The organism is Fodinicurvata fenggangensis DSM 21160 (genome assembly GCF_000686045.1).
GTDB lineage: Bacteria > Pseudomonadota > Alphaproteobacteria > Kiloniellales > DSM-21159 > Fodinicurvata > Fodinicurvata fenggangensis.
In genome coordinates, this window is sequence record NZ_JMLV01000010.1 from 117,791 (window position 1) to 140,959 (window position 23,169).

Below are 23,169 nucleotides of genomic sequence, written 5' to 3' on the forward strand. Positions count from 1 at the left end.
AAGGGTGGAGGCGCGCAAGCATGAGCCAGCAGTCTGACGGACACTCCATTTTCGAGACAGACCTTGAGCCCAACGCGGCCAATCACGTGCCGCTGACGCCACTGACCTATCTCGCCTGGGCGGAGCGGGTCTATGGGTCTCGCACGGCCGTGATCGACGGGCCGCAGGAATTCACCTATGCGCAGATGGCGGCGCGCTGCCGGCGCCTGGCCTCGGCCCTCAAACGCCGCGGGGTCGGCAAGGGCGATACGGTCTCCGTCATGGCCCCCAATAGCCTGGCGCTGCTGGAGGCGCACTACGGGGTGCCCATGGCGGGCGCCGTCCTCAATGCGCTGAACGTGCGCCTGGCCGCGCGGGAACTGGCGTTCATCCTGGATCACGGCGAGGCCAGGGTGCTGCTGACGGATCGCGAGTTTGCCGACGTGATCGGCGAGGCGCTGGACCTGATGAAGGGGCCCCGGCCGGCTGTCATCGATATCGACCCGCCCCATGTGGAGGGCGGCGAACTGATCGGCGAGACCGATTACGAGGGCTTCCTGGGCGAGGGCGATCCCGGGTTCGACGACTGGATGCCCGACAGTGAATGGGATGCCATCACGCTCAATTACACTTCGGGCACCACGGGAAACCCCAAGGGGGTCGTCTACCACCATCGCGGCGCGCACTTGAATGCGGCGGCCAATGTGATCAGCTTCCGGATCGGCCCGGAGAGTGTCTATCTCTGGACCCTGCCGATGTTCCACTGCAACGGCTGGACCTACACCTGGGCCGTGACCTGCGCCGGGGGCACGCACGTCTGTATCCGGCGGCCCGATCCAGCCCTGATCTTCCCGGCGATCGCCGAGCACCAGGTGACACACCTTTGTGCCGCGCCGATCGTGCTCAACATGATGATCCATGCACCGGAAGACATAAAGCGGGTCTTCGAGCACAGGGTCCAGGTGGCAACGGGCGGTGCCGCACCGCCAAGCAGCGTGATCGCACGGATGGAAGAGATGGGGTTTGCGCTCACACATCTCTACGGGCTGACGGAAACCTTCGGCCCCTCAATGCTCTGCGCCTGGCAGCCGGGCCTGCAGGGGGTGCCGTTGGAGGAACGCGCGGCCTTTGTTGCGCGCCAGGGCGTGCCCCATCAGATGATCTCCGACCTGCAGGTCATGGATCCCCTGGACATGACCCCGGTGCCTGCAGACGGTGAGACGGTGGGGGAGCTGATGATCCGGGGAAATACCGTACACAAGGGCTATCTGAAGAACCCGACAGCCAGTGCGGAAGCCTTCGCAGGCGGCTGGTATCACACGGGCGACCTGGCGGTGGTGCAACCCGATGGCTATGTCCAGATCAAGGACCGCGCCAAGGACGTGATCATCTCGGGCGGCGAGAACATCTCTTCGCTGGAGATCGAGGAGGTGCTCTACAGCCACCCCGACATCGTCGAGGCTGCGGTGGTGGCGGTGCCGCACGAGAAGTGGGGTGAGACGCCGCATGCCGTGGTGACGCCGCGCGAGGGCGCCGCGTTGACCGCGGAGGAGGTCATTGACTGGTGCCGCCAGCACCTTGCGCGGTTCAAGTGCCCGACCCATGTGACCTTCGGAGACCTGCCCAAGACCTCGACGGGCAAGATCCAGAAATACGTCCTGCGCGCGCAGCTGAGCCCGTAGAGATCCTGCTTGGGGCCGACCTGTAATGCCTTCAGCTTGTGCGAAGAGGGCTGGTCAGGGCTGTTCGGATCGCCATATCCTGAAGCATGCCTCGAAGCGAACTCCTGCCCGAAAACTGGCTCTATGTGACCGACCAGGGTCTCTACTGTGCGCCCGGCGATTTCCATGTCGACCCGCACCGCGCCGTGCCGCGCGCGCTGGTGACCCACGGCCATGCCGACCATGCGCGTCCGGGCCATGACAAGGTATTGGCCACGGCCGAGACGCTGGCCATCATGCGCAGCCGCTACAAGGACAAGGCGGGCCGCGAATGGCAGGTACTGGCCTATGGCGAGGTGATTCAGATCGGCGAGGTACGGGTCCGTCTGGTGCCGGCCGGCCATGTGCTGGGTTCGGCCCAGGCGGTGCTGGAACATCGCGGGCAGCGCATCGTCGTCTCCGGCGACTATAAGCGGCGGGAGGATCCCACCTGCGCACCCTTCGAGCCGGTGCCCTGCGACGTCTTCATAACGGAAGCTACCTTCGGCCTGCCGGTCTTCCGTCATCCCGATCCGGATCGCGAGGTGGCCAAGCTGCTCAACTCCCTGCGGCTCTTTCCGGAGCGCACGCACGTGGTGGGCGTCTATGCCCTGGGCAAGGCGCAACGGATGATCGCCCTGCTGCGCCGCGCCGGCTACGATGCGCCGATCTATATCCACGGTGCGTTGCAGCAGCTTTGCGAGCTTTACCGCGCCCACGGGGTCGAGCTGGGCGAGCTGCGTCCGGCCACCGCCAGCCAGAAGGAGGAGATGACGGGCGCCCTGGTGCTGGCGCCGCCCTCGGCCATCGCCGACCGCTGGGCGCGCCGGCTGAGCGAGCCGGTGATTGCCATGGCTTCGGGCTGGATGCAGGTGCGCCAGCGCGCCCGCCAGCGCGGCGTGGAGATGCCGCTTGTGATCTCCGATCATGCCGACTGGGACGAGCTGACGCGCAGCTTTGCCGATGTGGGCGCGCCGGAGATCTGGGTCACCCACGGCAACGAGGAGGCTCTGATCCACTATGCGCAGCAGCAGGGGCTGCGCGCCCGGGCCCTGTCGCTGATCGGCCGCGGCGACGAGGAGCAGGAGGCCGTCTGAACCCATGGAGCGTTTCGCCTTCCTGCTCGATCGCCTCAGCCTGACCCCCGGGCGCAACGACAAGCTGCGCCTGATGGCGGACTATTTCGCCCATGCGCCGGACCCGGATCGCGGCTGGGCGCTGGGGGCGCTGACCGGCACGCTGGATTTTCGCAGCGCCAAGCCCGCCCAGGTGCGTACGCTGGCCGAGGAACGCCACGATCCCGTGCTGTTCCGCTGGTCGCACGACTATGTGGGCGATCTGGCGGAGACCGTCTCGCTGATCTGGCAGGCACGCGCCGGCGCCAATCGCCCGCCCGAATTGAACGAGATCGTCGAGCGCCTGCAGGACGCGCCCCGGGCCCAGGTGCCGGGCCTGCTGGAAGGCTGGCTGGACGCGCTGGATACCACCGGGCGCTGGGCGCTGCTGAAGTTCATCACCGGTGGCCTGCGCGTCGGTGTCTCCGAACGGTTGGCCAAGACGGCCCTGGCCGAGTTTGGTAACTGCGCCGTGGGTGAGATCGAGGAGGTCTGGCACGGCCTGGCCCCGCCCTATGAAACGCTCTTCGCCTGGTTGGAAGGGCAGGGCGCGCGCCCCGAGCCGGACCGCAGTGCCGCCTTCCGTCCGCTGATGCTGGCGCACCCTCTGGAGGAACGCGAGGTCGAGTCTCTCCAGTTGGAGAGCTTTGCTGTTGAGTGGAAGTGGGACGGCATTCGCGTGCAGCTGGTCGCCTATGACGGCAAGGCGCGGCTGTTCAGCCGCACGGGCGAGGAGATCAGCCACAGCTTTCCCGACGTGCTGGAGGGCGTGAATTTCGAGGGCGTGCTGGACGGCGAGCTGCTGGTGGTGCGTGACGGCGAGGTGGCGCCCTTCAACGACCTGCAGCAGCGCCTAAACCGCAAGTCCGTGACAGCGGCGGGCCTGCGCAAGCATCCGGCCCATATACGCCTCTATGACCTGCTGTTCGAAGGCGATGAGGACCTGCGCGATCTTTCCTTCACTGAGCGCCGACGCCGGCTTGAGGACTGGTATGCCCATCACCGGCCGCCGCGCATGGACCTCTCACCCCTGGTGGTGGCCGACGGCATGGACAGCCTGGCACGCCTGCGCGCCGAGGCGCGGCAGCAAAGCCTTGAGGGTCTGATGCTAAAGCGGCGCGACAGCAGCTATGTCGCCGGACGGCCGCGCGGGCTCTGGTACAAGTGGAAACGCGACCCGCTGTCGCTGGACGCCGTGCTGATGTACGCCCAGCGCGGCCACGGCAAGCGCAGCTCGTTCTATTCCGACTACACCTTCGGCGCCTGGACCGAGGCGGGTGAGCTGGTGCCGGTGGGCAAGGCCTATTCCGGCTATACGGACGAAGAGCTGAAGAAGCTGGACAAGTGGGTACGCGACAACACCGTGGAGCGCTTCGGCCCGGTGCGTGCCGTTGCCCCCGGCCTGGTCTTCGAGGTGGTCTTCGACGCCGTCCAGCCCTCAACCCGCCACAAGTCGGGGCTGGCCATGCGCTTCCCGCGCATCAGCCGCATCCGCTGGGATAAGCCGGCCGAAGAGGCAGACCGGCTGGAAACGCTACAGAAGCTGGTGGAGGGGTAGGGGATGCATGTTGGGCAATCAGTTCCAGGATGTTTAGGGGGGCCATTCGGAGACGCACTTGATCGTCCGGTGCTTCGGATATACGCAAGTTTAGCTGCCGGTTGTCGTTGCCTTTACGCTGGAATTGTGCAGAGGACTCTACCGTTAGGAACCTGCTTTTTGGGCCCTTACTATGGTGCGGATCCGGGAATGGCACTGGGATTGGGAATTACTGATTCTATCATCGATATGCGTTATCATCGATATGAATGACTGATTTTCAGGAAAAGATGGTTGATATCATAAGTAGAAATATAAAAAATGTATTGAATTTGTTTAGTTACAGAGTAATAGTTATGTATTAAATTAGATAATTACTATTCATATAATAAAAATTACAATTATCTTTTATTAAAAATTCCATAATAATTAAATTACAATATTATGCAATAGATGCTTTTAGAATAGGGGGGGGTTATGAAAAAACTTATAAGAAAATATAATAGTAGAAATATTAATAAATATAATTATCACTATAAGTTAAAAAATATAATGTGGCCACCTGCGCCGAAACAAATATTAATCGCACTAAATATATCTGCAGATAAAGTTGTAAATAATATAGATAAAATTGCTTTAGAAGAAAATTATTTATCTATAATTAATTATAATAAGATATCTAATTTGGAATGGTCTGTACTTTTGCTAGAGGATAGAAGATTTTTTGAACATTCTGGTTTAGAAATAATAAGATCTATACTTCGTACAATTAGAAGGATTTTATCCTTCAAGAGAATAGGTGGTATAAGTACGATAGAGCAGCAGATTGTTAGAACAATATTAGATGATAGGAGGAGAAATATTTCGAGAAAATTAAGAGAATCAGTAATAGCAAATGCAATTAATTACCGAGTAAAAAAGATAGATATATTAAGATCATATCTTAGTATTGCGTATACAGGGTATAAGTTAAAGGGTGCAGATTCTGCATCATTGATGATATTTGGGAAAAAGGCAATTGACTTGAGTGAGAGTCAAGCAGATTTAATTGCATCACTATTAGTTTACCCAGTACCAAAAGCTATATATATGAGAAAAGATAAAATATTACCTTTAAATGATTGCCAAGAAATTATAAATATTACAAATAATTATTCTCCAATCTGGAGTAAAAACATAAAGAGAAGGATGCTATACGCGGCTCATCTTCGTGGAAATTCCATAAAGCCTTCGTATGAGATATATTAACGTCAATCTATCTGAATTTTTGAAGTTAATTTCATCTATTTCGTCAAAATGAGGAAGTGTTCTATCGCGAATACGTTCTTGTAATTTTGAGCAAAAATCATAATACTCAGCAGATAATATATTTATATCTTCATCTATATTATTATATGGTATTTTTCTATTTTTCAGGCAATATTCTATGTGATTCCCAATTCTATAAAATTTATCATGTATATTTTTTTCAAAATGATCTAAATTTCTTTTATTATATAAAGTTAATAAATTTGACCTTACAAATCCAAAATTTTCATTCCATAATTTTACCGATTCTTTATATAAATCTCTCTTTTCCTGTATATTATTTTTACTATCTCTTTCTCTTATGGATATAGTAAGTAATCTTAATCTATAGAGCCTTTTGTCGCACAGTTCTATTAATTTATCACAGAGTATTTGTGCTCTCTGTAACTGCGCATCTTCAATTGAGCGACGATATTGTATATCCCAATATCTCTGCTGTATATTGGAAGCAAGTATAGTTGCAAACCCAGAAATAATAATTGCTATTATGGTTAAGAATATTCCTGTTGTCACGTACAACACCTGCTATGATCGTGAAACAAGCTTAACTCTAATAATACCTCATTCTAAAGTTATTTTCTATCGATAAAATATTACCCTTAATCAGCATGGGGTTAGAATGCAAATTCATAGACCAATCTGCGTTACGTGATCTCAAACCGAGGTCCAGCCGCTTGTCCCGCCCAGGGTGACCAGGATGCGCCCGATCCGCACTGTGTCGCGCAGACGCAGGCGTGCTTCCAGTCTGTCACGGCCTGCGCGGCGCAGCAGGAGGGCCGGTGTTGAGTCATCAATCTCCTGATGTTGCAAGGAAAGGCCGTGCCCGTGTTTTCCGGCGCGCAGGGCACCGATGGTGGTGTAGTGCATCTCGCTCTCCCCACCGTCCTGGATGATGAGAGCGTGGATATCTTCAGGACCGAGGGTGGTGTCAGGAAGAGCCAGGATCAGGTCGCCGGGGGCGCCATCACGGACGAGAGTCAGGAAGGCCTCGTCCCCACCCTGGCTCTGCAGGCGAACCGAAACCTCCACAGGCACCGACTTGCCGTCCGCACCCCGGATGGTCGTACGTATGCGCGAAAAACTCTGTGAGCTGAAGCGAGGCGTGTTTTCTGAGATCAGGGTAAGCGTGTTGTGCCGCCCCAGCTTTTGTCCCATTTCCGCCTGTGCCGTGACGGCATCGGGTCCAAGGGAGTCCGCGAGAAGAAATACTGCAATGAACAGGGCTATGCCAGCCAGTTTCATCATCCTTCGTGCCTCCGGCAGCAGGATAATGCCTACACCGGTCAAAAGCTTAACGCTGCGGACTGAGAATCTTCCAGAGTGCATAAGGATTAACCCGGCCGGAGTGCCGGGTCGGCCTAACGCTGTTTCGTCTGCCACTCCGGATGAATCCAGACTGGTGCGTCGGACGGAGCCAAGGGCTCCTTGCCGCGGATGGCGTCGGCCAGTTTCTCGGCGATCATGATGGTGGGGGCATTCAGGTTGCCGCTGGCGATGTCGGGCATGATCGAGGCATCGACGATGCGCAGGTTCTCCATGCCGTGAACCCGCCCCGCGCCATCGGTGACGGCCATTTCTTCGCCGGCCGGACCCATGGCGCAGGTGCATGAGGGATGGTAGGCGCTCTCGCCATGGGCGCGCACGAAGGCGTCCAGGTCGGCGTCGTTCTGGACATCGGGGCCGGGGGCCAGTTCCGCGCCGCGGTAGGGGTCGAAGGCCGGCTGGGCGAAGATCTCGCGGGTCAGGCGGATGGCCTCGCGCATTTCCTGCCGGTCATTCTCCGTGGCCATGTAGTTGAACTGGATGACCGGAGCTTCGCGCGCATCCGGACTGAGCAGGCGCACCTGGCCGCGGCTGGTGGGACGCATGGGGCCGACATGGGCCTGGAAGCCGTGACCGCGGAGCGGATTGTTGCCGTCGTAGTTCATGGCGATGGGCAGGAAGTGGTACTGCAGGTTCGGGTGCTCGATGCCCGCACGGCTGCGTATGAAACCACCGGCTTCGAAGTGGTTGCTGGCTCCGACGCCGCGCTTGAACAGCAGCCATTCCAGGCCGACCCAGGCCTTGTTCCACAGCCTGGTCGAGCTGTAGAGCGAGACCGGCTGGCTGCAGGCATGCTGGATATAGACCTCCAGATGATCCTGGAGGTTCCGGCCCACACCCGGCCTGTCAGCCACAACGGGAATGTCCAGGGCCTGCAGCTCGTCGGCAGGACCGATGCCCGATAGCATGAGCAGCTGGGGCGAGTTGATGGCACCGCCGCAGAGCAGGACCTCGCGATCGGCATGGAACTTCTGGGCCATGCCGCCGAAGGTGACCTCGACCCCGTTGGCCTGCTGTCCCTCGAGCAGCAGGCGCAAGGTAAGGGCGGAATGGCGGACGGTCAGGTTCGGGCGATCCAGGACGGGGTAGAGGTAGCCCTTGGCTGCGGACCAGCGTTCGCCCTTGTGGACCGTCATGTCCATGTGGCCGATGCCTTCCTGTCGCTCGCCGTTCATGTCAGGGGTCAGGGCATAGCCGGCCTGCTGGCCGGCCTGGATCCAGGCCTGTTGCAGCGGGTTTTCCATGCGCCCGGCCGAGACCTTCAGCGGCCCGTCGCCGCCGCGGTAGTCGTCGGCCCCGTATTCATGGGCCTGGGCACGCCGGAAATAGGGCAGGCAGTGGGCATAGTCCCAGCCTTCCAGGCCATAGCTGCTCCAGCGGTCGTAGTCGCGGGCATGGCCACGCACATAGGCCATGCCGTTGATGGAGGAAGAGCCGCCCAGCACGCGTCCGCGTGGGCAGTGGAGGCGGCGGTGGTCCATCCAGGGCTCAGGCTCGCTTTGATAGAACCAGTTGAACTTGCGGTCGCCCAGGGGGTAGGCCAGCGCGGCTGGCATGCGGATGAAGATCGAACGGTCGCGCGGGCCGGCCTCCAGAAGCAGGACGCTGACTTCGGGATCCTCGCTCAGGCGGTTGGCCAGGACACAGCCTGCCGAACCGGCACCGATGATGATGTAGTCGAAGTGCGTGTCAGCTTTCATGCGAAATCCGGCGACAACCTCCTGATAGAGCCCCTGTGCCGGCGCGCCTCAATAGGGGCTTTCTAGCTCGCCCAGCTCGACATAGACGCTTTTCAGCTGGGAATAGTATTCGATGGCCGCCTTGCCGTTCTCGCGGCCGAGGCCGGATTGCTTGACGCCGCCGAAGGGCATCTCTATGGGCGTCAGGTTATAGTTGTTGATCCAGCAGGTACCGGCCTGCAGGCGGGCGATGACGCGGTGGGCGCGGGCCAGATCTCGGGTAAAGACGCCTGCGGCCAGGCCGTAGGGCGTATCGTTGGCGCGCGCGATGGCTTCCTCCTCGTCCTTGAAGCTCAGCAGCGAGAGGACGGGCCCGAAGATCTCCTCGCGCACCAGGGTCATGTCATCCTCGCAGGCATCGAAGATGGCGGGCGTGACGAAGCCGCCGCGGTCGAAGGGCGGATCGGTGACGCGTTGGCCGCCGGTGACCAGTTTTGCCCCCTCTTTCTGGCCGTCGGCGATGGCCTTCAGGACCTTCTGGGTGTGCTCCTCGGAGATCAGCGCACCCACCTGGGTATCCGGGTCCAGAGGATCGCCGATCTTGAGCGCCTCGGTGCGTGCCACCAGGCGTTCCAGGAAGCTGTCCTTGATGCTTTCATGCACGAAGACGCGCGTGCCGTTGGAGCATATCTCGCCGCCGCTGTAGAAGTTGCCCAGCATGGCGCCCGTGACGGCGCGGTCGATCTCGGCTTCCTTGAAGACCAGGATGGGGGACTTGCCGCCCAGCTCTAGCGTCACGTGTTTCACTGTGCCCGCGGCATCGGCCATGATCTTGCGGCCAGTGCCGACTTCGCCGGTTAGCGAGACCTTGGCGATGTCCGGATGACGGGTCAGCAGCTGCCCGGTTTCGGCAAAGCCGTGCACCACGTTGAAGACGCCGTCGGGCAGGCCGGCCTCGCTGAGGATCTCGGCCACCTTCATGGCGGTCAGCGGCGTCAGCTCGGCGGGCTTGAAGATCATGGCGTTGCCGCAGGCCAGTGCTGGAGCCGCCTTCCAGCAGGCGATCTGGGTGGGGTAGTTCCAGGCGCCGATGCCGGCGCAGATGCCCAGCGGTTCGCGCCGGGTGTAGGCGAAGGCCTGCGGGCCCAGGTCGATGTGCTCACCCGACAGGCCGGCCGCCAGCGCACCGAAGTATTCCAGGCAGTCGGCGCCGCTATTGATATCCTCGACGCTTGTTTCCTGGATGGGACGGCCGGTATCCAGCGTTTCCAGGCGGGCCAGCTCGTCGTTGCGGGCACGCAGCAGGTCGGCGGCACGGCGCAGGATGCGCCCGCGCTCGGCACAGGTCATGGCCGACCAGGTGGCAAAGCCTGCCTGCGCGGCTTCAACGGCACGTGCGACATCCGCCTGTCCGGCCTGCTGCACCTGGGCCAGCAGCTCACCTGTGGCCGGATTGCGGGTTTCGAATGTCTGCCCGTCGACTGCGTTCTGCTGTTTGCCGGCGATATATAGCTTGCAGTCTTGCTTGGCCATTGTGCTTCCGCCCTTGTCCGTTGCAGGGGTTCAGACCCGGCTGCGCCGTCTGGCTCCACGCCGTCCATTGCTTTCGCCGGGTTTCTCGCCGCGGCCGCCGGCCGAGATGCTGCCCAGCTCGCGGCTTATTTCCTCCAGCGAGGGGCTGTCGCCCGGCGCCGTGGACTCCAGTACATGTCGCATGCTGCGCAGGTGATCGGGGGTGGTGCCGCAGCAGCCGCCGATAATACGTGCCCCGGCATTGCGCGCCAGGACAGCGTAGCGCGCCATCAACTCTGGCGTGCCATTGTAGCGCACTTCGCCATCGACAAAAACCGGGATGCCGCAATTGGCTTTGGCGACCAGGATATCTGTGGGTCCGGCGGCGTTGTGCATGTTGACCAGCGCGGCCACCATCTCGGCCGGGCCCGTCCCGCAATTGCCGCCAAAGGCAAGCGGTTGACGGATTGCGCCATGGGCCAACCGGGTCAGATCCTCCGGTGTCACGCCCATCATGGTACGTCCGTTGGTGTCGAAGGACAGCGTGCAGACCACGGGCAGGCCGGCCTGGTCTGCGCCCTCGATGGCGGCAGAGAGTTCGTCGGGTGACGACATGGTCTCGATCCAGGCCACGTCGGCACCGCCTTCGGCCAGGCCTTCGCACTGGGCCGTGAAGGCGGCCACGCCATCCTCGTACTTGAGCGGGCCCAGCGGCACGAAGAGGTCGCCCGTGGGACCGACCGAGCCGGCGCAGACCACCTCGCGCCCGCTGTCCGCGATTTCCGCTTTCAGCAGACGGGCGGCTTCGCGATTGATTTCGTGCACCTGGCTGTCGGCTGCGTGCAGCTTCAAGCGGTTGGCCGTGCCGCCGAAGGAGTTGGTCAGCACGATGTCCGAACCGGCATCGATGAAAGAGCGGTAGTGCTGGCGGACCTTCTCGGGCTGGTTCAGGTTCCAGAGTTCCGGGGAATCTCCGTGCTGCAGGCCAAGGGCGAAGAGATTGGTGCCGGTCGCACCATCGGCCAGCAACCAGGGGCGGCGGGACAGCAGGTCTTGCAGCAGGTCGCTCATATAGCGGCGTTTCTCCCGATACAGTCAGGGTTGGACTCAGTCTTCTCCATGAATGGAGCAGCCATCGACGATGGTTTCCTCGGTGGCGCGGGTCTGCAGGAAGCCGGTGTTGCCCTTGGTCCACCAGATCCAGTCCTCACCGGCATAGCGCGCGCCACTGCCCGAGCGCACGGTCTGCATCTCCTCGGAACGGCCTTCGTAGGTCACCACGGCTTCCTCACCGTCGTAGATGGCCGCAACCATCACGCCGCCGTCACAGATATAGACGATGGGGGCGGTTTCGGGCAGGCCATCCTCGTCTTCCAGGTCCGCCGCGCCGGGTGCCGGGGCGTTGCCACGTTCGGATCCGGGGATGCCGCTCTGGCTGCAGGCGCCCAACAGGAAGAGGGCGACCATGCCAAGGGCGGGATAGAATACTTTCATCGTCGAGGCTCCTGCTCTCTCAAGGGCTTAAGACCAGGGCCGAGAATAAGCCGTGATCCCCGTGCTGTCCCGGACCTTTTTCACGAGATGGGCAGAGGGAGATGAGAAAGACCGGCGACTGGCAGGGCCAGCCGCCGGAGGAGGCCTTCATGCGGGGAGGACTAGGCACGCAGGCGCTCGTTTTCGGGATCCCATGGCGATTCCGGCAGGACCCGCGCCTGGAAGCGATCGCGCAGGATCTCGATTTCCAGTTCGGTGCCCGGCTCGGCATAGTCCGGCGTGACATAGCCGAGCGCCAGGCTCTTGCCCAGATTGTGGCCGTAGACGCCGGATGTGGCGCGACCGATCATGGTGCCGTTGCTGTAGAGCGGTTCGTTGCCACCGGGATCGGCGATCTGCCGTCCGTTGCGGGCTTCGGGAAAGACCTCCAGCGTGACGAAACGCTGTGGAATGCCTTCCTGCTGCTGGCGGACCAGGGCCTCACGCCCGGTGAATTCGCCCTTGTTGAGCCTGATGAAGCGATCCAGCCCGGATTCGAAGGCGGAATACTCACGGCTCAGGTCCTTGGCCCACATGCGATAGGACTTCTCGACACGCAGGACATCCATGGCGCGGATTCCGACCAGGCCAAGCTCGTGGGCCTGGCCGGCCCGCATGATCTCCCCGAAGATATGGCGCTGGTATTCGATGGGGTGATGCAGCTCCCAGCCCAGTTCGCCAACGAAGTTGACACGCAGGGCCCGCACATCGCTGGCCAGGCCCACGTTGATGGTCTGGCCGGTCAGCCAGGGAAAGGCAGCGTTGGACAGGTCGCTGTCGGTCAGTTGCTGCAGGATATCCCGGGCATTGGGACCGGACAGAACGAAGACGCCGCGGCTGTTGGTGACGTTGTCCAGGCGCACACTGCCGTCGTCGGGCAGGTTCTTGAACAGGAAGTCCCAGTCGAAACGCTCCGCAGACCCCGAGGAGATCAGGTAGTAGCGGTTTTCCGCCAGCTTGGTGATGGTGAACTCGCTGCGCACACCGCCCGTTTGGGTCAAAGCGTGGCTGAGCGACATGCGCCCAACCTTTTTCGGGATGGTGTTGGCCACCAGCCGGTCCAGGTAGGCCTCGGCCCCGGGGCCCGAAATCTCGAACTTGGAGAACGAGGTCAGGTCGATCAGTCCGGCCTTCTCGCGCATATGCCGCGCCTCGTTGCCCACATGCTCGAAGTAGTTGGTCCGGCGGAAGGACCAGACGTCCTTGCGTTCCACGCCCTCGGGGGCGAACCAGTTCGGCCGCTCCCAGCCATAGCGCTGGCCCCAGACGGCTCCGGCGGCATCCAGCCGGTCATGCACCGGGCTCATCTTGGCCGGGCGTGCGGCCGGACGCTCTTCGTCGGGGTAGTGAATGACGAAGACGTGCTCGTAGGCTTCTTCGTTCTTCAGCTTCGTGTAGCGCTTGTTGGCATAGGCGCCATAGCGGCGCGGGTCCACGTCGATCAACTCGATGGAGGGGTCGCCCTCGATGATCCATTCGGCCAGGTAGCGACCGGCGCCGCCGGCTGCGGTAATGCCGAAGGAGTGGCCCTCGTTCAGCCAGACGTTCTTCACGCCCCAGGCCGGGCCCACCAGCGGGTTGCCGTCGGGCGTGTAGGAAATGGGGCCGTTGATGATGTCCTTGATGCCGACTTCGGTGAAGGCCGGTATGCGTTCCATGGCGGCTTCCACATGGGGCATCAGGCGCTCCAGGTCGCCCGGGAAGAGGTCCTGGCCGAAGGAGTCCGGCACGCCGTCGACGAAGCAGGCGGGCGCGCCCTTCTCGTAGGGGCCGAGCAGGAAGCCCTGGCGCTCTTCACGGAAGTAATAGGCGTCGTCGGAGGGCCTCAGGACAGGGAGCTCGGGCTTGCCCTCCTTCTGACGCTGGACAAGCGCTGGATGGGGCTCGGTCACGATGTACTGGTGTTCCACCGGAATGGCCGGCACGTCCAGGCCGAAGAGGGCGCCGGTCTGGCGGGCATAGTTGCCGGTGGCGCAGACCACATGCTCGCAGGTGATGTCGCCTTTCGTCGTATGGACGATCCACTCGTCGTTCGCCTTCTGGGTCACGCCCGTCACCGGCGTCTGGCGATAGATCTCGGCCCCGCGGTTGCGTGCGCCGATCGACAGGGCTGTGGTCAGGTCGGCTGGCGCGATGTGGCCATCGTCCGGGTGGTAGATGGCCCCCACCAGGTCGTCGACTTCGGCCAGCGGCCAGAGTTCCTTCACCTCGCTGGGCGTTATCAGTTCATAGGGCACACCGATGGTGTTGGCCGTGCCGCAGTACTTTCGGTACTCGTCCATGCGCTCCTGGGTCTCGGCCAGGCGCAGGTTGCCGTTGACGTGGAAGGAGACGTTCTGGCCCGTTTCCTCCTCGAGCGACTTGTAGAGGTCCACGGAATACTTGTGGATCTGGCCCACGCTGTAGCTCATGTTGAACAGCGGCAGCAGGCCCGCGGCATGCCAGGTCGAGCCCGCCGTCAGTTCGGTGCGCTCCAGAAGGACAACGTCCGACCAGCCGAATTTCGCCAAGTGATAAAGGGTCGAGACGCCGACAGCCCCGCCGCCGATAACCACCACCCGTGCCTGTGTTTTCATGACCGCTGCCCTTCTCGAAGATGCCGTGGGTTCCGCCAAGTTCGAGCATCGCAATGGTGGCGTTTCCGTGCCGACCGAATCGCGACACAGGCCTTGTCGATTGCGACATGGAAAAGCCTTGGAAATAAGGCGTTTCTGCGCCTTTGAGGGTCGCTGTTTCGCAAGCTCTGCAAACGGGGGCGTTACCAAATGGAGACTGTATGACTCGGATCACCAGAAAGCGGGTACAGGGCCATGAGCGACCAGGCGACAGACGAGCCAGCAGTGGTAACGGACACGGCCCCGGAAGACGGAGGCGGTCGCGCCGGGCGAAGAGGACGTGGCGGCGCGGAAAGCCGCCGCGCGTCACGCCGGGGCGCGGGCCAGCAGCAGCTGCGCTATATCCTGCGCAAGGTGCCGCGCTTCGAGGTGATGAACGACGAGGCGCTGGAGATCATCGAGCAGAACGCAGATACCATCCTGGAGGAGATCGGGCTGGAGTTTCGCGGCGATCCCGAGACGTTGCAAATCTGGAAGGAGGCGGGCTGCGACGTTGAGGGCGAGCGCGTGCGCTTCCCGCGCGGGCTCTGCCGGAAGCTGATCCAGGAAAACGCACCCGCCAGCTTTACCCAGCACGCACGCAATCCCGAGCGCTCGGTGGAGATCGGCGGCGATGCCACGGTCTTCGCGCCGGTCTACGGCCCGCCCTTCGTCAGCGACCTGGAGGGGGGGCGCCGCTATGGGACCATGGAAGACTTCCGCAACTTCGTGAAGCTGGCCTATATGGCGCCGGCGATCCACCACTCCGGCGGCACGGTCTGCGAGCCCACCGACGTGCCAGTGAACAAGCGCCACCTGGACATGATCTACAGCCACATGCGCTATTCCGACAAACCCTTCATGGGCTCGGTGACGGCACCGGAGCGGGCCGAGGATTCGGTGGCAATGGCGCAGTTGCTGTTCGGTGCGGATTTCGTGCGGGACAACACCGTGATGATCAGCCTGATCAACGCCAACTCGCCCATGGTCTGGGACGACACCATGCTGGGAGCGCTGAAGGTCTATGCCCGCAACAACCAGGCGGTCATCTGTACGCCCTTCATCCTGGCAGGCGCGATGGCGCCCTGTACCGTGGCCGGCACCATGACCCAGACCCTGGCGGAATCCATGGCCGGCATGGCCCTGGCCCAGTTGGTCCGGCCTGGGGCGCCGGTGGTGTTGGGCTCGTTCGCCAGCTCCATGTCCATGCAGTCCGGCGCGCCGACCTTCGGTACGCCCGAGCCGGCCCTGGTGCTTTATGGCATGGGCCAGCTGGCGCGGCGGTTGGGTGTGCCCTTCCGCTCGGGCGGCGGTCTCTGTGCCTCCAAGTTGCCGGACGCACAGGCCGCCTATGAGTCGGCCAACACAGTGAACGCCACGCTGATGGGCGGGGTGAACTTCACGCTGCACGCGGCCGGCTGGCTGGAAGGCGGGCTGGTCTCCTCGTACGAGAAGTTCATGATGGACATCGACCAGCTCGGCATGCAGCAGGTGATCGCGGGCGGTGTTGACATGAGCGAGAACGGACAGGCCATGGACGCGATCCGCGAGGTCGGGCCGGGCAAGCACTATCTGGGCTGCGCCCATACCCAGGCGAATTTCGAAAGCGCCTTCTATCGCTCGACCATTGCCGACAACAATTCCTATGAGCAGTGGCTGGCGGAAGGCAGCCTGGATGCCACGGCCCGGGCCAACAAGCTCTGGAAGTCCTGGCTGGAAAGCTATCAGGAGCCAGGGCTGGATCCGGCGGTGGAGGAGGCGCTGCAGGACTTCATCCGAAAGCGCAAGGATTCGATGCCCGACGCTTTCGCCTGATTGGCCATGGATGTCGACAAGCATACCCTGTCACGACGTTTTGCATCGTCGCTGGGCGAAGTGGCCTGGGACACTGCGGGCGAAGGACCGGATCTTCTGCTCGTTCACGGTACGCCGACCTCCTCGGTGATCTGGCGACCGGTGATCGAGCGGCTGAAGAAACACTATCGACTGACATGGCTCGACCTGCCGGGATACGGGGCTTCGCAGAAGTTCGCCGGACAGGAGGTCCGCTTGCGCGCCTTCGCGCGTGTGGTCCGAGAGTTCTGTCGGGAAGCCGGTCTGAAACGACCGCACATGGTGGGCCATGATTTCGGGGCCGCCGCCGTCCTGGGGGCGCATCTTGTGGAAGGGCAGGAGGTGGCCAGCCTGGTGGTTGCCGACGGTGTCGTCCTGAATCCCTGGGGCACGGATTTCTCGTTGCATGTCAGCCGGCACGAAGCGGTCTTTGCCGCCGTGCCGGAGTACGTGCACCTGGCCCAGTTGCGCGCGCATTTGGCCACTGCTGTGGCACGGCCCCTGGACAGGGAAACGGAGGCAGCCCTGCTGGCGCCCTGGAGCGGCCAGGACGGGCAGGCGGCCTATTACCGCCAGGTGGCCCAGTACGATCATGCCTATACCGCACAGCTGGAGCAGCTTTATCCGGAACTGAAAGTGCCATTCCTGGTGCTCTGGGGGGCGCTCGATCAATGGGTCGATATTGCCGTGGGCCGCCGCCTGCAGCAGATGGTGCCGGAAGCCGAGCTGCGCGTCCTGCCCGATGCCGGCCACTTCTCGATGCTGGATACGCCGGGCCTCTTTTCGCGCGAACTGGAGAACTGGCTGCAGCAGGGAGCGCTTGCCTAAGCCAGAGCTGGAATCTTTGCTTCCAGGGTATTATCTCTCCGGTTTATACGCTCATCTGCCGAGACGACCCGGCAGTCCTGTCCGGTTATCGGGGACGACCCCATCACACGCGAGGATTTCATGGCCTGGTTCATGCTGGTGGTGGCCGGTCTGCTCGAGATCGGTTGGGCCGTTGGCCTGAAGTACACCGACGGTTTTACGCGGCTTTGGCCGTCGCTTTTCACGCTTGTTGCGATCGTCAGCAGCTTCGCCCTGTTGGGCCTGTCGCTGCGCAGCCTGCCCCTGGGTACCGCCTATGCCGTCTGGACGGGTATCGGAACAGCGGGTACGGTGCTGCTGGGCATGCTGTTGTTCGATGAATCCGCGGATGCCGGCCGGCTTGGCTGCATCGTTCTGATCCTGTCGGGGATTGTCGGGTTGAAGGTCCTTGGGGAGGCCTGAGACCTGTTTGTTGCAGGCTTTTCCGGGACAAAGGCCATGTCGCCCAACACCAGAGAATGCTACTATTTCAACGATTATGACTGAATCGTCACAGAAGCTATTGAACGCCATGGATGGCATTGCCTACCTCACGGACAGTGAGGGCACCATCCTGAGCGTCGGTCAGCCACAGTGGAAGGGATTCCTTGAGGAGACGGGTTTCCTGCCGTCCGTGACGGAAGCGGCTATCGGAACCAATCTGTTTTCCCAGATTACGGGCGATGACGTGCGGGCCAGCTACAGGCGCTTGCATGAGTCCGTCTGTCAGGGCGAGAAACCGCGCGTAACCTTCCAGTACCGCTGCGACGGCCCGGAGGTGATGCGCCAGATGCGCCTGTCGCTCTCGCGTGTGGACCAGGATCAGGGCCATGCAGCGGTGCTTTACCAGTCGCAGGTGCTCTCGGAAGTTGTCCGGCCGCCAATCGGTCTGCTGGATCCAGACCTGATTCTGGGTGTCCTGGCGGATGAACAAGCCTATCCCATTGTCACGCTTTGCTCCTATTGCCAAAAAGTTGCCTGGCCGGTGGGTGAAACCAGAGAAGATGCACGGGAATGGATTTCGCCCGAGGACTACTATGTCCGGGGCGGTCATTCGGAGGTCCGCATCAGCCATGGCATCTGCCCGCTCTGCGTTGACATGTTGGAAATGGCGTAAAGAAAAGGGCCCCTTCCTGCCTGAGGAGGAAGGGGCCCTGTAGGATGTGATGGTTGCGGTGTTATTCGCTGAGCGGGGCCGCGTGCATGAAGCCCCAGCTGAAGTCGGTCTGCAGGACCTGCAGCTCCGGCGGTTGGGCCGAGCTGTGATACCAGGCCGGATTGGGCACGCCGCTGTTGCTTTGCTGATAGCCGGTGACATTCAGGCGGTTCTCAAAAACCCCGAGCGGCATCTGCGGCGGCTTGCTGTCTGCCACGCCATCGGTCCCGGCACGTGCGTGGCAGGAGATGCAGGAGGCGGAATTCATGAACCCGCCCTCCGTCACGGAGTTGCCTAGGTAGGTCTCACGCCCCATGGAGTCCGTGAATTCAACCTGGCTGCCCTTCAGGCGATAGGAGCGCCACGCCCGGTCCGCGATCTTGGGCTCATCGCCTCCCGGTTCCGTGGCAATATCCAGATTCACGAAGATTCTTTCCAGTTCCGGGTTGATGGGGCCGCTGTCATAGGGCTTGCCGCGCTCGAAGACCTGCTGCGGCGTGGCCAGATCGTCGCTGGTCTGGTGCGGTGCCGTGAAGTTGTCGGCTGCATCCTCGGGCAGGTTATCGGCCGAGGCGTAGCCGTAGGAATCGTTGCAGCCGGTGTAGTCGCAACGGCCGGGGTTATCTACATGCTCGAAGGTGGCCCAGACCCAGTTGGGTGTGTCCTTGGAACTGACGTGCATGGCCACCAGCCAGTAGGTTCCGGGCTGGATCTTTTCGCCAAAGCGGTCCTCGTCCTTCTTGTCGATGGTCATGGTGATATAGGGATGCTCGCCGTCCTGCTCGAAACCGAGCTCGCGGGCCTGTTCCTCGAGCAGCCAGTTGCTTTTCAGCATGATCGAATGCACCGGAAGATCGATCTTCGCCAGCTTGCCATCACCGACGCGATAGGGGGCATTCTGGTCGATGTTCCGGGCATTGGCCTCGAAGGCGTCGGCCAGGCCCTGGGTGTTGTAGAGATTGTTCTCGAAGATGTAGTCGAACATCGGCTTGTTGCGCTGGACGATCTCGGCCATTTCCTGGCGGGCGACGCGACCCGGATCGATGTCCGCCCGGCTCGGGTGGGCGCTGTTCCCGATGGCCTCGGTCATGTTGGTGGAATGTGCCTTGGAGAGGGCCCGCCCGGTCCGTGTCAGGCTTTCGCCTTCCGCCAGGTGATCGCCCGGATAGTAGGGACAGTGGGTGGCGGGCGTGTCGCTGTCGTAACCGGGGTTCTCGGCACCCGGTGCGCAGCAATCTGCGTCGCTTTCTCCGGCCTCGCACATGCCATAGGGCTCGCTGGGCCAGACCTGGTCGTCACTGGCCCAGTTGCGCCAGAAGCGATCCTGGATCACCTCCGCGAAGAGCTTCCAGGCGCTCATGTCCGGACAGGTCATGGCCGGATTGCTGATCTCGGGCGAGACCATGAGCATATCCTCCACCACAGACATGGAACACTGGTCCGCGTCCTTGGCCTCGCTTAGGAAATACATGGCATAGTCGATGCCGTCGGGCTTGCTTGTATTCATATTGCTGTCGTCTTCGGCCGCTGCCGGTACGATCGACAGCGCGACCCACGCTCCGAACGCGATAGCGGTGGCGACTCTCCACTTCCTGAACATTCATGACCCCCATTTATTTTCAATGCTTTCCGAAAGAGGCGGAAACACGATCGGTAAACCTGCCTCTTGTCGAACGAGACTATCCAAAACCGACATCCAAATGAAAGAGATTGCTTGCAAAAAGGGATAATATTTCAAAAATACCATATTAATTATTTATTATAAAATTTTCTTCAAAATATTTTATTTATTGCATTTATTTATCTTCAACGAGGTATTTTCTATTTGTTAATTTGCATCTCGCATACTACTTAATAAAAGAGATTATTCATTTGTTTTTACTGAATTGTGTAAAGTGAGGCTTGTATCACATGCCAACGATACTGCTGATCGATGACGAGACGAGTATCATTGAGGTCATGGGGGATTCCCTGGTCAAGGCTGGATACGAAGTCCTGCCGGCAGAAAATGGCGAAAAGGGGCTCCAACTGCTTGAGAAAGAAGCTGTGGACGCCGTCGTCACGGACATCATCATGCCTGAGAAGGAAGGGCTGGAGACCATCATCGAGATACGACGCAAGCAACCAGAACTGCCCATTATTGCGATTTCGGGAGGTGGGCGCACCCGGCAACTGCATTTCCTGGAAATAAGTCGGGATTTCGGTGCGAACGATGTTTTGCAGAAACCCTTCAAGCCGTCGCAGTTGATCGCATCGCTGCACAGTTTGCTCGCTACGCAGCGTGATTTGCCGTCCGCGTGAGCGGGAAAAGGGGGAGCCCATGATCCTTTCCTGGATGAGCCGCCTGCTGGGTGAAGAGGAACAGCCCAAGAAAGTTGTGGTGCGCGAACGGCGCAACAAGGTCGCTAAGAAGGAGACCATGGAGCTCTTTCGCGACCAGATTCTGGGCATGCTTTACGATCACAGCTGGGTGCCGGCCGGTCAGATCAGCATGCTGAATCTGGATCGCCTCAAGGAACATTTCGGCGCGCGTTGGGAGGAGATGCAAGATTCCATCCGCGAAGCTGTGAACCAGCGCATCCGCAGCCACATGGAAAAGCAGGACATTTGCGCTGAAGTCGATGAATTGGAATTCGTTGTCGTTTTCGCGCACCTGGACGAGCAGGAATCCAAAGTCAAGCTGGCCACCATTGCTTCGGAAATCTATCAGTATTTCCTGGGTGAGCCGGCCCTGAAGGACGTGAGCATCAGGACGGGCCTGAAGCGCGTGGATGGCAAGATCAAGTTCCAGGCAGTGGACGCCGAGGGCCTGATGAGCGGGTTGAGGCAGGCCACTACATTGGCACCGGAAGCCACCGCGCCGCGACCCGAGGCTGTCGAATCTGCCGCTACGGCGCCTGAGGACAAGTCCGCCACGATTCGTCCCATGAGCGAAGATTACCAGACAAAGGAAGACGGCCTGCCCCCGGTCGACTCCGAAGACGCCGGCGCACGCCCCAGGGTGGTCTACAAGGGACGTCAACGGGCAATCAGCTATAGCCTTCGGGCTGTCTGGAACGTGCAGAAGTGCGTCATTGCGGCCAACCACCTGAACACACTATGGCAGGCCGAGGATGGCCAATGGCAGCGCGTCCCCGATGATCTGGGGGAGGACTCGGAGGATTTGCTGTGCCGGATCGATTGCCTGGCGGCGCGTCAGGCCGGAGAGGTGCACGCCCAGGCGAAGGAAAGGGATTTCCCGATGCTGCTCATCCTGCCGGTCCATATCCAGAGCCTGGGCAAGCGGCGCAATCGTGAGGTGTTGGGCAACTTGCTGAAGACCCATGTGGCGCCCTATGCGCGCCTGACCCTCATCGAGCTCTGTGGGGTCACGCCCGAGATGCCTGTCCTTCGTGTTGGTGAGGTTCAGGATTACCTGCGTTCCTGTGCAAAGGGCTTCCTGCTGCGCTCGACTTTCAAGACAGATTATCTGTCACGCTTGAAGGGGATGGGGTTCCTGGCTGTGGGGCAGGATCTTGATGTCCTGCTGCAAGGCAAGTCCATGGAGGATGCCCGCCTGCTACAGATGCTGGATGAGTTCGCACGCAAGGCGGACCAGAACAAACAGGGCGTCTATCTGTGCGGCGTGCACAAAACCAGCCAGCTTCTGGCGGCGACAGCCGCAGGCTATGACTTCATCGACCTGGATCGTCTGGATCCCTTGGAGAGCATGAACTCGAAATTGCGGCGCTATGATTGGGAGAATCTCTATCAGCCCGATGCCAGAAACGCGCAATCCACCGACGGGCAGGATGCCAGTGCGACTCGGGCAGGGCAGGCGGCACCAGAGCCTTCACAAAACGGCTAATGCGCCCCCCTTTTTGCGGCAGGCATAAGTCTCACAAAGAGTCACCAGAATGGCTTCCGGACCGGTTGTCGTTCTGACTTCCAGAATCTGGTGAAAAATGTCTCCTTGATGATGATTCCGTTACACAAAGGCGCGTGCAACAGCGATGGAATCTGGCATAGTACGCCTCGACCGCGTGCGGTTATTCAACGATAGGCTGAATGATCAGAGGGTGTCATGCTGGGCAGCGTGCCGAGAGAGTTTCCGCAGGCCATTGGCTTCATACTCTTGCCGAACTTCTCCATGATCGCCTTTGCCTCGGCTGTCGAGGTGCTGCGCCAGGCCAATCGTCAGAGCGGTCGCGAGCTTTACAGCTGGCCCATCTTCTCGCTTGATGGGCAGCCGGTGGAAGCGTCCAACGGTCTTTCCATCACGCCCGAGGGCAACCTTGATGATGCGTCCAAGGTTCTGACCTTCGCCCTTTGCTCGGGCCCTGAGGTGAAGAAGGTGGCTGACAAGCGCCTGCTGTCCTGGTTGCGGCGCATGGACCGGCAGGGTGCGGACATTGGCGGTCTCTGCACGGCCAGCCACATCCTGGCGAAGGCGGGGCTTCTGGATGGCTACAGCTGCACCATCCACTGGGAGAACCTGGCCGGTTTCGTCGAGGACTTCCCCGAACTGGATGTCACCAACGAGCTGTTCGAGATTGATCGCCATCGCTTTACCTGTGCCGGCGGAACGGCGGGGCTGGACATGATGCTGAATGTCGTCAGCCTGCAGCACGGTCATGAGCTGGCCGCGGCCGTGGCCGAGCAGCTCCTGCACGAGAGAATCAGGGATCAGAACGACCATCAGCGCATGAGCCTGCCGGCACGTCTGGGCGTCCGTCACCCCAAGCTGCTCAGTGTCATCTCGACCATGGAGCGCAATCTGGAGGAACCGCTGTCGCGGGCCCAGCTCGCGCGCGAGGCCGGCCTGTCCACCCGACAGCTCGAGCGCCTGTTCCGCAAGTACCTGAGCCGTTCGCCGGCACGCTATTATCTTGAGCTTCGTCTCAACAGGGCCCGCCTGCTGCTACTTCAGACAAACCTGTCTGTGATCGACGTGGCGTTGGCCTGTGGTTTTGTCTCGGCCTCGCACTTCTCGAAGTGCTATCGCGATTTCTTTGGCCGCACCCCCCGCAAGGAACGCGGGCTGCCGCCCGGTCCCGACGGCCTGTAACCCATAG

19 protein-coding genes are annotated in these 23,169 nt (G+C 60.6%); 11 read left to right on the plus strand and 8 right to left on the minus strand.

Translation table 11 applies throughout. The annotated features are described in order from the left end of the window. Positions 1-20 precede the first annotated feature (20 nt). The 4 genes from BP38_RS0113835 (at position 21) to BP38_RS22325 (ending at position 5,579) form a co-directional block, all read left to right on the plus strand. On the plus strand, positions 21-1,661 hold the full coding sequence (locus BP38_RS0113835) for an acyl-CoA synthetase (protein WP_051609376.1): 1,641 nt from the start codon (positions 21-23) through the stop codon (positions 1,659-1,661). Between the two features lie 86 nt (positions 1,662-1,747). After that, positions 1,748-2,776, plus strand: a complete 1,029-nt coding sequence (locus tag BP38_RS0113840) for a ligase-associated DNA damage response exonuclease (protein ID WP_026988216.1) — start codon at positions 1,748-1,750, stop codon at positions 2,774-2,776. Positions 2,777-2,780: 4 nt separating this feature from the next. Beyond that, the gene (locus tag BP38_RS0113845) at positions 2,781-4,352 is read left to right on the plus strand and encodes a cisplatin damage response ATP-dependent DNA ligase (RefSeq protein ID WP_026988217.1); all 1,572 of its coding nucleotides are present in this window, start codon (positions 2,781-2,783) and stop codon (positions 4,350-4,352) included. Between the two features lie 456 nt (positions 4,353-4,808). After that, positions 4,809-5,579 (plus strand): biosynthetic peptidoglycan transglycosylase, encoded by a 771-nt coding sequence (locus BP38_RS22325; protein WP_081816681.1) that lies wholly within the window; start codon positions 4,809-4,811, stop codon positions 5,577-5,579. Here the strand turns inward: BP38_RS22325 and BP38_RS22675 are convergent. The 7 genes from BP38_RS22675 to BP38_RS0113875 all read right to left on the minus strand — a co-directional run bounded on the left by BP38_RS22675 (position 5,523) and on the right by BP38_RS0113875 (position 14,262). Then, positions 5,523-6,152, minus strand: a complete 630-nt coding sequence (locus tag BP38_RS22675; protein ID WP_155992443.1) for a hypothetical protein — start codon at positions 6,150-6,152, stop codon at positions 5,523-5,525. The genes BP38_RS22325 and BP38_RS22675 overlap by 57 nt on opposite strands. A 141-nt stretch (positions 6,153-6,293) precedes the next feature. Next, entirely contained in the window at positions 6,294-6,884 is a 591-nt protein-coding gene (locus tag BP38_RS0113850) for a hypothetical protein (RefSeq protein ID WP_026988218.1), read from the minus strand. Between the two features lie 113 nt (positions 6,885-6,997). Next, on the minus strand, positions 6,998-8,662 hold the full coding sequence (gene betA, locus BP38_RS0113855; protein WP_026988219.1) for a choline dehydrogenase: 1,665 nt from the start codon (positions 8,660-8,662) through the stop codon (positions 6,998-7,000). A gap of 48 nt (positions 8,663-8,710) precedes the next feature. Next, positions 8,711-10,174, minus strand: a complete 1,464-nt coding sequence (gene betB, locus BP38_RS0113860; RefSeq protein ID WP_026988220.1) for a betaine-aldehyde dehydrogenase — start codon at positions 10,172-10,174, stop codon at positions 8,711-8,713. A gap of 30 nt (positions 10,175-10,204) precedes the next feature. Continuing rightward, positions 10,205-11,224 (minus strand): betaine--homocysteine S-methyltransferase, encoded by a 1,020-nt coding sequence (bmt, locus tag BP38_RS0113865; RefSeq protein ID WP_026988221.1) that lies wholly within the window; start codon positions 11,222-11,224, stop codon positions 10,205-10,207. 36 nt (positions 11,225-11,260) lie between these two features. Further along, positions 11,261-11,647: an MliC family protein gene (locus tag BP38_RS20750; RefSeq protein ID WP_035725307.1), complete on the minus strand. Its 387-nt coding sequence runs from the start codon at positions 11,645-11,647 to the stop codon at positions 11,261-11,263. 161 nt (positions 11,648-11,808) lie between these two features. Further along, positions 11,809-14,262 carry a GcvT family protein gene (locus BP38_RS0113875; protein WP_026988222.1) on the minus strand — a complete coding sequence of 818 codons (2,454 nt, stop codon included), beginning with the start codon at positions 14,260-14,262 and terminating at the stop codon, positions 11,809-11,811. 234 nt (positions 14,263-14,496) lie between these two features. Between BP38_RS0113875 and BP38_RS0113880 the strand changes: the two genes are divergently transcribed. From BP38_RS0113880 to BP38_RS0113895, 4 genes are all read left to right on the plus strand, one after another. Then, positions 14,497-16,095 carry a trimethylamine methyltransferase family protein gene (locus BP38_RS0113880; RefSeq protein WP_026988223.1) on the plus strand — a complete coding sequence of 533 codons (1,599 nt, stop codon included), beginning with the start codon at positions 14,497-14,499 and terminating at the stop codon, positions 16,093-16,095. Between the two features lie 6 nt (positions 16,096-16,101). Further along, positions 16,102-16,941 carry an alpha/beta fold hydrolase gene (locus BP38_RS20755; protein ID WP_155992444.1) on the plus strand — a complete coding sequence of 280 codons (840 nt, stop codon included), beginning with the start codon at positions 16,102-16,104 and terminating at the stop codon, positions 16,939-16,941. Between the two features lie 120 nt (positions 16,942-17,061). Further along, a complete protein-coding gene (gene sugE, locus BP38_RS0113890) occupies positions 17,062-17,382 on the plus strand; it encodes a quaternary ammonium compound efflux SMR transporter SugE (RefSeq protein WP_026988224.1) in 321 nt (106 codons plus the stop codon). Positions 17,383-17,458: 76 nt separating this feature from the next. Continuing rightward, a complete protein-coding gene (locus BP38_RS0113895) occupies positions 17,459-18,076 on the plus strand; it encodes a hypothetical protein (protein WP_155992445.1) in 618 nt (205 codons plus the stop codon). A 61-nt stretch (positions 18,077-18,137) separates the two neighbouring features. Here BP38_RS0113895 and BP38_RS20760 read toward each other — a convergent pair whose 3' ends face one another. Then, positions 18,138-19,715 (minus strand): hypothetical protein, encoded by a 1,578-nt coding sequence (locus tag BP38_RS20760; protein WP_155992446.1) that lies wholly within the window; start codon positions 19,713-19,715, stop codon positions 18,138-18,140. Positions 19,716-20,026: 311 nt separating this feature from the next. Between BP38_RS20760 and BP38_RS0113905 the strand changes: the two genes are divergently transcribed. The 3 genes from BP38_RS0113905 to BP38_RS0113915 all read left to right on the plus strand — a co-directional run bounded on the left by BP38_RS0113905 (position 20,027) and on the right by BP38_RS0113915 (position 23,162). Then, positions 20,027-20,416 (plus strand): response regulator, encoded by a 390-nt coding sequence (locus BP38_RS0113905; protein WP_026988226.1) that lies wholly within the window; start codon positions 20,027-20,029, stop codon positions 20,414-20,416. 19 nt (positions 20,417-20,435) lie between these two features. Next, positions 20,436-21,962, plus strand: a complete 1,527-nt coding sequence (locus BP38_RS0113910; RefSeq protein WP_026988227.1) for a hypothetical protein — start codon at positions 20,436-20,438, stop codon at positions 21,960-21,962. A gap of 216 nt (positions 21,963-22,178) precedes the next feature. Beyond that, the gene (locus BP38_RS0113915; RefSeq protein ID WP_026988228.1) at positions 22,179-23,162 is read left to right on the plus strand and encodes a GlxA family transcriptional regulator; all 984 of its coding nucleotides are present in this window, start codon (positions 22,179-22,181) and stop codon (positions 23,160-23,162) included. Positions 23,163-23,169 lie beyond the last annotated feature (7 nt).

What these genes read in the sequence shown, in the direction of transcription:
- BP38_RS0113835 (WP_051609376.1), top strand. Translation starts at nt 21, where the DNA reads ATGAGCCAGCAGTCTGACGGACACTCCATTTTCGAGACAGACCTTGAG.
- BP38_RS0113840 (WP_026988216.1), top strand. Translation starts at nt 1,748, where the DNA reads ATGCCTCGAAGCGAACTCCTGCCCGAAAACTGGCTCTATGTGACCGAC.
- BP38_RS0113845 (WP_026988217.1), top strand. Translation starts at nt 2,781, where the DNA reads ATGGAGCGTTTCGCCTTCCTGCTCGATCGCCTCAGCCTGACCCCCGGG.
- BP38_RS22325 (WP_081816681.1), top strand. Translation starts at nt 4,809, where the DNA reads ATGAAAAAACTTATAAGAAAATATAATAGTAGAAATATTAATAAATAT.
- BP38_RS0113850 (WP_026988218.1), bottom strand. Translation starts at nt 6,884, where the DNA reads ATGATGAAACTGGCTGGCATAGCCCTGTTCATTGCAGTATTTCTTCTC.
- betA (WP_026988219.1), bottom strand. Translation starts at nt 8,662, where the DNA reads ATGAAAGCTGACACGCACTTCGACTACATCATCATCGGTGCCGGTTCG.
- betB (WP_026988220.1), bottom strand. Translation starts at nt 10,174, where the DNA reads ATGGCCAAGCAAGACTGCAAGCTATATATCGCCGGCAAACAGCAGAAC.
- bmt (WP_026988221.1), bottom strand. Translation starts at nt 11,224, where the DNA reads ATGAGCGACCTGCTGCAAGACCTGCTGTCCCGCCGCCCCTGGTTGCTG.
- BP38_RS20750 (WP_035725307.1), bottom strand. Translation starts at nt 11,647, where the DNA reads ATGAAAGTATTCTATCCCGCCCTTGGCATGGTCGCCCTCTTCCTGTTG.
- BP38_RS0113875 (WP_026988222.1), bottom strand. Translation starts at nt 14,262, where the DNA reads ATGAAAACACAGGCACGGGTGGTGGTTATCGGCGGCGGGGCTGTCGGC.
- BP38_RS0113880 (WP_026988223.1), top strand. Translation starts at nt 14,497, where the DNA reads ATGAGCGACCAGGCGACAGACGAGCCAGCAGTGGTAACGGACACGGCC.
- BP38_RS20755 (WP_155992444.1), top strand. Translation starts at nt 16,102, where the DNA reads ATGGATGTCGACAAGCATACCCTGTCACGACGTTTTGCATCGTCGCTG.
- sugE (WP_026988224.1), top strand. Translation starts at nt 17,062, where the DNA reads ATGGCCTGGTTCATGCTGGTGGTGGCCGGTCTGCTCGAGATCGGTTGG.
- BP38_RS0113895 (WP_155992445.1), top strand. Translation starts at nt 17,459, where the DNA reads ATGACTGAATCGTCACAGAAGCTATTGAACGCCATGGATGGCATTGCC.
- BP38_RS20760 (WP_155992446.1), bottom strand. Translation starts at nt 19,715, where the DNA reads ATGTTCAGGAAGTGGAGAGTCGCCACCGCTATCGCGTTCGGAGCGTGG.
- BP38_RS0113905 (WP_026988226.1), top strand. Translation starts at nt 20,027, where the DNA reads ATGCCAACGATACTGCTGATCGATGACGAGACGAGTATCATTGAGGTC.
- BP38_RS0113910 (WP_026988227.1), top strand. Translation starts at nt 20,436, where the DNA reads ATGATCCTTTCCTGGATGAGCCGCCTGCTGGGTGAAGAGGAACAGCCC.
- BP38_RS0113915 (WP_026988228.1), top strand. Translation starts at nt 22,179, where the DNA reads ATGCTGGGCAGCGTGCCGAGAGAGTTTCCGCAGGCCATTGGCTTCATA.